The organism is Burkholderia sp. AU16482 (genome assembly GCF_002223285.1).
GTDB lineage: Bacteria > Pseudomonadota > Gammaproteobacteria > Burkholderiales > Burkholderiaceae > Burkholderia > Burkholderia semiarida.
This window is the reverse complement of sequence record NZ_NKEY01000009.1, coordinates 680767-692461: the sequence shown is the minus strand read 5'-3', so window position 1 is coordinate 692461 and position 11695 is coordinate 680767. Positions and strand designations below refer to the sequence as shown.

General features: G+C 67.4%; 7 protein-coding genes and 2 riboswitches. Of the genes, 6 read left to right on the top strand and 1 reads right to left on the bottom strand.

Features of this window, described 5'->3' with window-relative positions; translation table 11 throughout:
* Nucleotides 1–251: 251 nt before the first annotated feature.
* Nucleotides 252–1373 carry a sensor histidine kinase gene (locus tag CFB35_RS33540; protein WP_060010647.1) on the top strand — a complete coding sequence of 374 codons (1122 nt, stop codon included), beginning with the start codon at nt 252–254 and terminating at the stop codon, nt 1371–1373.
* 405 nt (nt 1374–1778) lie between these two features.
* Nucleotides 1779–2519 (top strand): hypothetical protein, encoded by a 741-nt coding sequence (locus CFB35_RS33535; protein WP_060010644.1) that lies wholly within the window; start codon nt 1779–1781, stop codon nt 2517–2519.
* 270 nt (nt 2520–2789) lie between these two features.
* Here the strand turns inward: CFB35_RS33535 and CFB35_RS33530 are convergent, their stop codons facing one another.
* Nucleotides 2790–3812: an ABC transporter substrate-binding protein gene (locus CFB35_RS33530; protein WP_060967145.1), complete on the bottom strand. Its 1023-nt coding sequence runs from the start codon at nt 3810–3812 to the stop codon at nt 2790–2792.
* Between the two features lie 140 nt (nt 3813–3952).
* Nucleotides 3953–4074, bottom strand: a riboswitch (guanidine-I (ykkC/yxkD leader).
* Nucleotides 4075–4506: 432 nt separating this feature from the next.
* A riboswitch (guanidine-I (ykkC/yxkD leader) is annotated at nt 4507–4638 on the top strand.
* Nucleotides 4639–4696: 58 nt separating this feature from the next.
* On the opposite strand from CFB35_RS33530, the gene CFB35_RS33520 reads away from it, so the two are divergent.
* The 4 genes from CFB35_RS33520 to atzF all read left to right on the top strand — a co-directional run bounded on the left by CFB35_RS33520 (nt 4697) and on the right by atzF (nt 11688).
* Entirely contained in the window at nt 4697–5452 is a 756-nt protein-coding gene (locus CFB35_RS33520; protein WP_089466215.1) for an urea amidolyase associated protein UAAP1, read from the top strand.
* Between the two features lie 11 nt (nt 5453–5463).
* The gene (locus tag CFB35_RS33515; protein ID WP_089466214.1) at nt 5464–6120 is read left to right on the top strand and encodes an urea amidolyase associated protein UAAP2; all 657 of its coding nucleotides are present in this window, start codon (nt 5464–5466) and stop codon (nt 6118–6120) included.
* Nucleotides 6121–6199: 79 nt separating this feature from the next.
* A complete protein-coding gene (uca, locus tag CFB35_RS33510) occupies nt 6200–9820 on the top strand; it encodes an urea carboxylase (protein WP_089466213.1) in 3621 nt (1206 codons plus the stop codon).
* Nucleotides 9817–11688 (top strand): allophanate hydrolase, encoded by a 1872-nt coding sequence (atzF, locus tag CFB35_RS33505; protein WP_089466212.1) that lies wholly within the window; start codon nt 9817–9819, stop codon nt 11686–11688. Before uca ends, atzF begins: the two co-directional genes overlap by 4 nt.
* Nucleotides 11689–11695: the final 7 nt, after the last annotated feature.

Sequence of the window (11695 nt, the reverse complement as noted above, 5' to 3'; positions counted from 1 at the left end):
CGGGGAGCAAGGTTCGTGCTGCGCCGCCCTGCAAAACGGGGTTGACGCGTGTCCGTTATCGGCGATGCCGGGTTGATCGAAGTACGCCGCTGGTGCGACTCGACTGGTACGCACGTTGCAGTGGGCTTCCCCTTTCCCGTCCCGGCTGGCGATTCCCCGTGGAGGCGAAGATCGAATCGCCCGCCGGGCTTCACGTGATATCGTGCGGTTCGACAGCAGCATCCACCGTTCATTCCATTGTGAGGGGCGACATGCGCCTAGCTGACTTCATCATACGAAACATGGAGCCGATACTGGTCCAGTGGGAGGCGTTTGCCGCCACGCTGTTACCGGCTGCGCGGCACATGAACTCGCATGGGCTGCGCGATCACGCGCGCGAGATCCTGACCGCCGTAGCCCAGGACATCGCCGTTCCGCAAACGCGGGAGGCACAACACGAAAAATCCTTGGGGCGCGCGGCCGAGCCGGCGAATGCCGCGGAGACGGCCGCGCAGACGCATGCCGTGCTGCGTGCGCGGCGCGGCTTCAACATCAACCAGTTGGTGGCCGAGTATCGCGCACTGCGCGCCAGCGTGCTGCGCTTGTGGATCGACGCATGTCAGCCGAGCCCGCCTCATCTGGACGACATGATTCGCTTCAATGAGGCGATCGATCAGGCGGTGGCGGAATCGGTCGCCTTTTTTACCGAACAGGTCGAGCAGTCGCGTAACTTGCTGCTGGGTATGCTGGGCCACGACATGCGCACGCCGTTGCAGACGATTCAGGTCACGGCGTCGTATCTCTCCGCACTCAATGCGGGCGAGGAAGTGTCCGAGGCTGCCGGCCGGTTGATCAGGAGCGGCGGTCGCATGCAGGGCCTTCTCGACGATCTTTGCGATTTCAACCGGACGCAGCTCGGACTCGGCATCAACGTCGTTCCTCGCCATGTCGATCTCGCACACGTGCTCGCCAATGTGGTGGACGAACTGCGGGCGGGGCACCCTGATCGCGATATCGACGTCGATATACGTGGCGACCTCCGCGGCGATTGGGACGATCAGCGAATGCAGCAGTTGCTGAGCAATCTGGTGGGCAATGCCGTGAAGTACGGAACGCCCGGGACGCCGGTGCGGGTGACGGCCGCGGCGAACGATTCGGAAGTGTTCGTCGAGGTCGGCAATCGCGGGCCGGTGATCGATCGGCTCACGCTGGACCGTATCTTCGATCCGCTGCAGCGTGGCGAGGACCGTCCGGACAGGAAGCGTGACGATGGCGGCCTGGGGCTCGGTTTGTTCATCGCCAACGAAATCGCGAAGGCGCATCGCGGCTGGATCGATGCGCGGTCCGACCGGACGGAAACGGTATTCACGGTGCGGTTGCCGAGAGGCGGGTGAAGTGGGGGAGCTGGGGAGACGCGGCTTCAGGCGGCTCGCCATCCAGCTTGCGGCCGGCGGTGGCGACAGGCCGTCACCGGCCAGTTTCAGACGCTCGTTGTTGGGCGAGCCTAGACTTTCAAGCGGCTGGTCCTCCTCAACAAGGGGCCGCTCCGCCTGAGCGGCTGGAGAGGGACAGCAAATCACCGTCCAGGTTGCATATCCGGTTCGCCTCGGTTCAGGAGCGAAACCTATTTCAAATGTAGTCCCAAGGGCTCCGCAGCTAAGCGCGTTATCGTCGGTTCGTTGAAATGACTCCAAGGCGGATCTTGGGAGATATGCCAGCCAAAGACGATTACTCTCCTCAGAAAAAGCGAAAATTCGGGCAAAATTCAAGCTTCCGAAACTGAGCGATGGCACCTTTCCATGTTCGATCCATATATGTCTGTTATCGCTTCGTTGCTGAAAGCTTGGCAACGGGGGGGAGCAAAGTCGCGTGCAGCGATGACGTTGGCAGTGCTCTTGGGTTTTGCTGCAGGAGTCATCGGCGCGCTCGGGCAAGACTCGACTATCGATCCAAAAGTTGCCACACCTATCGCGGTAGGCGCCGCCATTGTCGCGTTCATAACTCTTCTTGTGGTGTTAGCGTACGAGAGCGTTGCGGAACAGCTGGCCCGTGAGCAGCAGATTGAAAGCGTCGAGGAGCGGATTAGAGAGCATCCCGAGAAACCCCAGTTCGCTTGGGATTTAGCCCGCACAAAGCTCGAAAACTATCTGGATCGGAACTTGGCCCAAGTACGTTCGATCTATTGGCTGACACTTTTGGTTACGTTATGCGGTTTTGGCTTTGTGATGTATGGTCTGTTTCAAGCGTCGAAGTATCCCGACAAACTCCCGGTTTCCGTCATCGCATCTGCATCCGGAGTCTTGATTAGCTTTATCGGTGGTTCCTTCCTGCTTATCTATCGCTCGATACTGGCTCAGTCCAAAGAATATGTAACTGTGCTTGAGCGCATTAACGCCGTAGGGATGGCCGTACAGGTGATCGCCAGTATTCCGGATGCCAACGGGGACCTCAAGCACGGTACCACCGCGGAACTGGCGAAGCAGCTGTTGGGACTTTACGCGACCCGACGAAACGATGCAGAAGGCGAAGAAAGAAAATAGCGATTATTGACGTCGCGCCGTCGCCTACGGCCGTTCGTTAGCAGAGAGCGGCCATTGACGTGGCTCCACGTTCAACGGCGGCTAAGGGTCGCAAACAGCCATTCGCCTCTCGCCGCAACGGTCATTCAGCGTCGCCGCCATTCAGCCGGACACACGGCGACAAGCCAGGCAGCCAGACAATTAGCACTCCAGTCCGCAACCTGCGACCACCGGCATAGCCCACCGGCGCGTCGCACCGCGTCGCCGCGCGCGCCGGCAAGCCTCCCGCCATCAATGCGCGTCGATGAACCGCGAATCGATATACGCGTCGACGTCCTGCGACTGCTTGTACACCGCATTACGCACATTGAACGCATTCGCGTTGCGCGTCGAGCCGTAGATCGAATCGAGCCCGTCGCCCTTGCGGAACGCACGCTTCGCGGCCGCCTCGTCGAGCAGATGCGTGCCCTTCAGCAGCGGAAGGTATTGCGCCGGCGCGAGCCCGACGCGCGCCGACATGATCTTGACCGCATCGGCTTGCGTCTTCGGATCGTTGATGTACGCGACGCAGCGATACCAGACCTTGACCACCTTTGCCCAGTCGGCCCGGCGCGCGGCGAGGCTCGCCGGCGCGACGGTGATCGCATCGTAGATCAGCCCCGGCGCGTCCGCCGACGTGAAGATCGCCCGCGCGCCCGGCGCGCGCTTCAACGCCTCGCCGGCATTCGGTTGCCATGCGGCCACCGCCGCGATGTCGGCCGACGACCCGAGCACCTGCGGCAGCTCGTTGGTTTTCGCATTCACGAGCGTGACGTCGCTGTCCTTGAGCCCGTGCTTCTGCAGCGCGGTTTCGAGCAGAAGATGGTCGACCAGGCCGAGCTCGACGCCGATCTTCTTCCCCTTCAGCGCCTCGACGGTGCGCAGCGGCGGCTTCGCGACGATCATGTCGTTGCCGGCCGAATAGTCGGTCAGCAGGATCATCACGTTCTTCGCGCCGGACGCGCCCGTCACGAGCGCATCGCCGTTGGTCGCCGCGACCGCGTCCAGCTTGCCCGCGGAAAACGCGTCGAGCGACGCCGAATAATCGAACCATTCGAAATCGACGTCGACGCCGGCCTCCTTGAACCAGCCCTTGTCGAGCGCGACCTGGAACGCGACCCAGCCGGGCCAGTCGCTGTAGCCGATCTTCAGCGGTGCGGCAGCCTGTGCGGCGGGCGCCGCCCATAGCGCGGCAGCCGCGGCGGCGGCGCCCAGTGCGTGACGGATGAAACGGAAGGACGACAGGCGGCGGAACGCCGAGGCGGGACGGGTCATCGTTGTTCTCCAGGAGACCGGGATCGGGATCGTCGATACGGACCGTGCGCGAGCACACGTTCCGGCTGCGTGACCGGTTCCTGCGGATGTGCAACGAACGGGGCGGCCACGGAGAGGCGCGACGGCCGTTGCCATCGCCAATCTCCCGGGCTTTTGTCCCGCCGTGTAGCACGCGTGCACCCGCTCTTGCGATCGGATGAACCCGCGCCGGGCTGCTCTCGGACCAGACGTTCGATGAACCGGAACCCTAGCATCCCTAAGATGCGACGCCGCCGCACCTCTCGGCGTCATGCCGAGCGAGAAGCGTGCCAACGGCGCGGGGCAACGCGATTCAACGGCGGCGCATGGTGCGCTGAAGTTCGATGAAGCGGGCGGCGAACAGCGCGTGCAGTACGCGCCGGAGCAGGTCGAGCTTGTTCATGAAGGATCGGGGATGAGGTGGCGGTGCATGGATTCAGCAATGCCCATGCCATTGCGGATCGGCCGGTGTGCGAGCGCGCGACGCGCACTGCGCCGGTGCGCGGTTGCGTGTGCATGGTGCGCCGCGCGCCCGCCGCGAGGGCAAGCGAACGCGTCCGCCATTCGCATGCCGTGCGGCATCGCGCCGCCGGGCCGTGTCGTGCGGCGATCGGGCGACGGCTGGCACGCAACTCGCTTGTTCGATGCCCGAGAGGTGCGAAGCAATTTGCATCATCTTCAGGATCGCTAGGGTTCCGGTCGCGCGGCGTGCGCCGCGCGATGCCTGGTCCGAGAGCAATCCGGTCTTGCCTTCGCCTCGATACGAGGAAACGGCGAGGCTCCACGGAGGGATAAAAGCCCGGGAGGTCGCGATGTCGTTCGGTCGCCCTCTCACGCCTTTTGTCCAACCGACCCACGGAGCCGCCATGTCGCCGAGCCCCCAAGCCGTCCTCGCCCCACCGTCGCACGTCGCGTGGGAAACGCTGATTCCCGCCGGAACACACTGGTCCGGCATTCTGCGGCGCGGTCTCGCGCTGCGCATCGTCGATGTCGACGGCGGCGCGAACCTGTCCGCCGTCTTTCATCGTCAGGAAGATTTGCTCGAGCGCTACAACATGGCCGACACGCTGAAGGCGCAGCACACCGCGCATCTCACGCGCGGCCATGCGCTGTACACGGACATGGGGCGCGTGATCGCGTCGATCACCGCCGATACGCTCGGCTGGCACGATCCGCTCGGCGGCGTCGGCGATGCGCGGCTGTTCGCGCACAAGTACGGCACGTCGTCGTATCAGGCCAATCGCAACGCGATGATCCGCAACGGCCGCGACAGCCTCGTGCTCGAGCTCGCGAAATACGGGCTATCGGCACGCGACCTCGCCGCGAACGTCAACTTCTTCAGCAAGCTGAGCACGTACGACGACGGCGCGCTCGAATTCGTCGCCGGACATTCGCCGCCCGGCAGCGCGTTCGACCTGCGCTTCGAGATGAATACGCTCGCGGCGTTCTCGACCGCGCCGCATCCGCTCGACCCGCGTCCGGACTACGCGCCGAAAGCGGTGAAGCTGATCGCGTACCGCGCGTATCCGGCCGACGGCGCGGCGCCCGACGACGACCCGTGCCGGCGCGCGTGCGCGGAGAACACGCGCGGCTTCGCCAACACCGACCGTCTGTTCGCGTAAGGAGCGAGAGCATGCCGATCATCGAAAGCCGTCTCGACCCGCGCGACGCGATCCACGACATCACGCTGAACGCGGGCGACCCGTGGCTGCACGACCTGAAGTGCGGGCAGACCTTGCGCATTCTCGACCTGGAAGGCAACCAGGCCGTCGACACGCTGTTCTACCGCACCGACGCTCCCGAGGAACGCTACAGCGCGCAGGACACGATCCGCGCGCAGCGAAACCTGTACCTGAGCGCGGGCAGCGTGCTCGTGTCGAGCCATGGCAATCCGATGGCGACGATCGTCGCCGACACGTGCGGCCGTCACGACACGCTCGGCGGCGCATGCGCGGCCGAGAGCAACACGGTGCGCTATGCGCTCGACAAGCGCTACATGCACAACTGCCGCGACAGCTTCCTCAACGCGATCGCGCACTGCACGTGCGGCGCCGGGGCGCGGCTCACGAAGCGCGATCTCGTGGGCAACGTCAACTTCTTCATGAACGTGCCCGTCACGCCGCTCGGCGGGCTCACGTTCGAGGACGGCATCTCCGCGCCGGGCAAATACGTCGAGATGCGCGCGGAGATGGACGTCACGGTGCTGATCTCGAACTGCCCGCAACTGAACAATCCGTGCAACGGCTACAACCCGACGCCCGTGCGCCTCATCGTGTGGGAGGCGCAATGACCTGCCCCCACGCTCACTATTGTTCGCTGCCCCCCAAGGGGGCGGTTGCCTTCCTTGGGGCGGCCCGGCGGGAGGCAACATGAGATTCGCCAAAGTCCTCGTCGCGAATCGCGGCGAAATTGCCTGCCGCGTGATCCGCACGCTGAAGCGTCTCGGCGTCGCATCGGTCGCGATCTATTCGGATGCCGATCGCGACGCGCGCCACGTGGCGCTCGCCGACGAAGCCGTGCGGGTCGGGCCCGCGCCGGCGGCCGACAGCTATCTGAACGTCGCGGCCATCCTCGCCGCCGCGCGCGAGACCGGCGCGCAGGCCGTGCACCCCGGTTACGGCTTCCTGTCCGAGCACGCGGGCTTTGCCGACGCGTGCGAAGCGGCGGGCCTGCGCTTCATCGGGCCGCGCGGCGATCACATGCGCGCGTTCGGCCTCAAGCACACCGCGCGCGAACTCGCGGCCGCGCACGGCGTCGCGCTGCTGCCCGGCACCGGCCTGCTCGACGACGTCACGACGGCGCTCGCCGAAGCCGACGCGATCGGCTATCCGGTGATGCTCAAGAGCACCGCGGGCGGCGGCGGCATCGGCATGTCGCTGTGTCGCGATGCTGCGCAGCTCGGCGCGGCTTTCGAATCCGTCGTGCGGCTCGGCGCCGCGAATTTCGCACATGCGGGCGTCTATCTCGAGAAGTTCGTCGAACACGCGCGGCACATCGAAGTGCAGATCTTCGGCGACGGCCGCGGCGGCGCGATCGCGCTCGGCGAACGCGATTGCTCGGTGCAGCGCCGCAACCAGAAGGTGATCGAGGAAACGCCCGCGCCCGACCTGACCGACGCCGAGCGCGACGCGCTGCACGCGAGCGCGGTGCGGCTCGCGCGCGCGGTGGGCTACGCGTCGGCCGGCACGGTCGAATTCGTGTTCGACGCGTCCGCGCGGCGGTTCTATTTCCTCGAGGTGAACACGCGGCTGCAAGTCGAACATTGCGTGACCGAGGAAGTGACGGGCGTCGATCTCGTGGAATGGATGATCCTGCAGGCCGAAGGCGACCTGCCGCCGCTCGACACGCTTGCCGTCGCGCCGCGCGGCGCGAGCATCCAGGTGCGGCTCTATGCGGAGGATCCGAACAAGCAGTTCCAGCCGAGCGCCGGGCTGCTTACGCACGTGTCGTTTCCGGAGAACGTGCGGGTCGACGGCTGGATCGAGGCAGGCACGGAGATCAGCGCGCATTACGATCCGTTGCTCGCGAAGCTGATCGTGCGCGGCGACACGCGGCGCGATGCGCTGGCGGCGCTGCGTGCCGCACTCGACCGTACCGAGCTGTACGGGATCGAGACCAATCTCGACTACCTGCGCGCCGTCGTCGGCTCCGACACGTTCGCGCGCGGTGCGCCGACCACTGCCTTCCTGTCGCGCTTCGCGTTTGCGCCGCACACGATCGACGTGCTCGACGGCGGCGTGCAGACCACTGTGCAGCAGGCGCCCGGGCGGGTCGGCTACTGGAGCGTCGGCGTGCCGCCGTCGGGGCCGATGGACGATCGCGCGTTCGATCTCGCGAACGCGCTACTCGGCAACGCGCGCGACGCGGCCGGGCTGGAATTCACGATGGTCGGCGCGACGCTGCGCTTCAATACCGCGACGCTGTTCGTGCTCGGCGGTGCGCCGCTCGCGGCCACGCTCGACGGCGAAGCGGTGTCGTTCTGGCAGGTCGTGCGCGCACGGGCGGGTGCCGTGCTCAAGCTGGGCGGCGTGACGGGCGCGGGCGTGCGCGCGTGTCTCGCCGTCAAGGGTGGGCTGCAGGTACCCGACTATCTCGGCAGCAAGGCGACCTTCACGCTCGGCCAGTTCGGCGGCCATGCCGGCCGCGCGCTGCGCAAGGGCGACGTGCTGCATCTGCACGCGGACGCCGGGCGCGGCGACGCCGGCGCGACGCTGGCCGCGGCCGACGTTCCCGAGCTGACCCATGCATGGACGCTCGGCGTGCTCGACGGTCCGCATGGCGCGCCGGATTTCTTCACGCCGGACGACGTCGCGATGCTCTACGGCACGCAGTGGACCGTCCATTACAACTCCAGCCGCACCGGCGTGCGGCTGATCGGCCCGAAGCCGCAATGGGCGCGTGCGGACGGCGGCGAGGCGGGGCTGCATCCGTCGAACATCCACGACAACGCGTATGCGATCGGTGCCGTCGATTTCACCGGCGACATGCCGGTGATTCTCGGCCCGGACGGCCCGAGCCTCGGCGGCTTCGTGTGTCCGGTGACGGTCGTGCGCGACGAGCTGTGGAAGCTCGGGCAGTTGCGGCCGGGCGACACCGTGCGGTTCGTGCGCGCGGGCGTGTCGGCCGGGATATCGGCCGGGAAGCCGGCTGCCGCGATCGTGGATGCGACGCGTGACGTGGCAACGGCTGCATCCGGCGCATCCGACGATTGCGTGCTGCACCGCGACCCGTCCGCGGGCGGCGGCATCGGCGTCGTCTACCGGCGCTCGGGCGATCGCAACGTGCTCGTCGAATACGGGCCGCTCATGCTCGACCTGAACCTGCGCTTTCGCGTGCACGCGCTGATGGGCTGGCTCGACGCGCACCGGTTGCCCGGCATGCTCGACCTGACGCCGGGCATCCGCTCGCTGCAGGTGCAGTTCGACGCGCGGACGCTGCCGCTCGATGCGCTGCTCGCGCATCTGCAGGCGGCCGAGCGCGAGTTGGCCGACGTGGCCGACATGCGCGTGCCGAACCGCATCGTCCATCTGCCGCTTTCATGGGACGACCCGTCGACACGCGTCGCGATCGAACGCTACATGCAGTCGGTGCGGCCCGATGCGCCGTGGTGCCCGAGCAATATCGAGTTCATCCGGCGCATCAACGGCCTCGCGAGCATCGACGACGTGAAGCGCATCGTGTTCGACGCGCGCTATCTGGTGATGGGGCTCGGCGACGTCTACCTCGGTGCGCCCGTCGCGACGCCGATCGATCCGCGGCACCGGCTCGTGACGACGAAATACAACCCCGCGCGCACCTGGACGCCGGAGAACGCGGTCGGCATCGGCGGCGCGTATCTGTGCGTGTACGGGATGGAAGGGCCGGGCGGCTATCAGTTCGTCGGCCGCACCGTGCAGATGTGGAACCGCCACCGCACCACGCGGGAATTCGAAGCCGGCAAGCCGTGGCTGCTGCGCTTCTTCGACGAGATCCGCTTCTACGAAGTCAGCGAAACCGAGCTGAGTGCGCTGCGTGCGGATTTCATCGCGGGCCGCGCGACGCTGAAGATCGAGGAATCGGTGTTCGATCTGCGCGCCTACAACCGCTTCCTGAACGACGAGGCGGATTCGATCGCCGCGTTCAAGGCGACGCAGCAGGCCGCGTTCGACGCGGAGCGCGAGCGGTGGCGCGCGGCCGGCCATGCGGAATACGTCGGCGACGCGGAGCACGGCGACCCGCAAGCGGACCGGGTGGCGGCCGCGCTCGACGACACGCAGCGGGCGATCGCCGCGGACGTGTCGGGCAGCGTGTGGAAAGTGCTGGTGGAAGCCGGCGAGCGCGTGACCGAAGGGCAGGTCGTCGCGATCGTCGAGTCGATGAAGATGGAGGTGGCGGTGACGGCAACGGAAGACGGCACGATCGAAACGATCGATTGCGCGCCTGGCGCGGCGGTGGTGGCCGGCCAGCGGCTGATGGTGATGAAGGCGGGCGCCGCCGAGGAGGTCGCATGAGTACGACGGAACGCTCGATCCTGCCCGGGCTGCACTCGATTGCCGCGCTGCGCGCACGCTACGCGGCGGGCGGCCTGACGCCGCATGCGCTCGTCGACGCGATCGCCGCGCACTTCGACGCGGGCGACCCGCACCATGCGTGGATCCGGCCGCTGACGCGCGACGAGATGATGCCGTATGCCGACGCACTGGCCGGGCGCGACATCGCGTCGTTGCCGCTCTACGGCGTGCCGTTCGCGGTCAAGGACAACATCGACGTCGCCGGCATCCCGACGACGGCGGGCTGCCCCGCCTACGCATATACGCCCGAACGCAGCGCGCCCGTGGTCGAGCGGCTGATCGCGGCCGGCGCGATTCCCGTCGGCAAGACGAATCTCGACCAGTTCGCGACCGGGCTCTCGGGGCAGCGCTCGCCATACGGCGCGTGCCGCAATGCGCTCGACCCGCGCTACGCGTCGGGTGGCTCGAGTTCCGGCTCGGCCGTGGCCGTCGCGCTCGGCGTCGCGACGTTCTCGCTCGGCACCGACACGGCGGGCTCCGGGCGCGTACCCGCCGCATTTCATGGGCTCGTCGGGCTCAAGCCGACCCGGGGCGTGCTCAGCACGCTCGGCGTGGTGCCGGCCTGCCGGTCGCTCGATTGCGTGTCGGTGTTCGCCCGCTCGGCGGACGACGCGCGCACCGTGTTCGCCGCCGCGCATGGCGTGACGGAAGGCGATCCTTACGGGCGCGCCTGGCAGCCGCTGCTGGGCGCGGACGGCTTGCGCGCGCAGCCGGCGCGGCCGCTCGCGCAATTGCGTTTCGGTACGCCACGTGCCGATCAGCTCGAATTCTTCGGCGACGCATCGTATCGCGCGGCATGGGGTGCGGCGCTGGAACGGCTGCGCGCGACCGGCGCGCGGATCGTCGAGATCGACTTCGGCCCATTCCTGGCCGCCGCGCGGCTGCTGTACGAAGGCCCGTGGGTCGCCGAGCGGCTCGCCGCGATCGGCCCGTTCGCCGCGCGCGAGCCCGATGCGCTGCATCCGGTGATTCGCGAGATCCTCGGCGGCGCGTCGCGCTTCAGCGCCGCCGATGCGTTCGCCGCATTCGACCGGCTTGCGGCGCTGCGCGTCGATGCGGCCCGCGCGTGGGACGGCCTCGACGCGATCGTGATGCCGACCTCGGCGACGACCGCGACCGTCGATGCGCTCGAAGCCGATCCGATCGCGATCAATTCACGCTTTGGCTATTACACGAACTTCGTGAACCTGCTCGACCTGTCGGCGATCGCGGTGCCGGCAGGCACGTGCGCGACCGGGCCGCATGCGGGCTTGCCGTTCGGCATCACGTTCGTCGGTCGCGCGCACGACGATGCGCGGCTGCTCGATCTCGCGCAGGCATGGGGCGACGGCGTGGCGGCGGGCGGCGACGTACGGCCGCCTGCGGCCGCGATGCCGCCGGGCGTCGCATCGGCGGGTGTCGTGCGGGTGGCCGTCGTCGGCGCGCATCTGCGCGGCGAACCGTTGAATGGGCAGCTCACGCAGCGCGGCGCGCGCTTCGTCGCCGCGACCACGACCGCGCCGGCCTATCGTCTCTATGCGCTGTCCGCCGACGCAAGCGGCGGCGTCGCCAAACCGGGGCTCGTGCGCGTGCCGGACGGCGGCGCGCCGATCGCGGTCGAAATCTGGGAGATGCCGGTCGACGCGTACGGCAGCTTCGTCGCCGGTATTGCGGCGCCGCTCGGCATCGGCACGTTGACGCTCGCCGACGGTTCGCCCGTGCAGGGCTTCCTGTGCGAGAACGTGGCGCTCGACGAAGCGCAGGACATCACGCGGTTCGGCGGCTGGCGGGCGTACCGCGCGCAGGCCGCGAGCGACGCACGGCAATGACCGCACG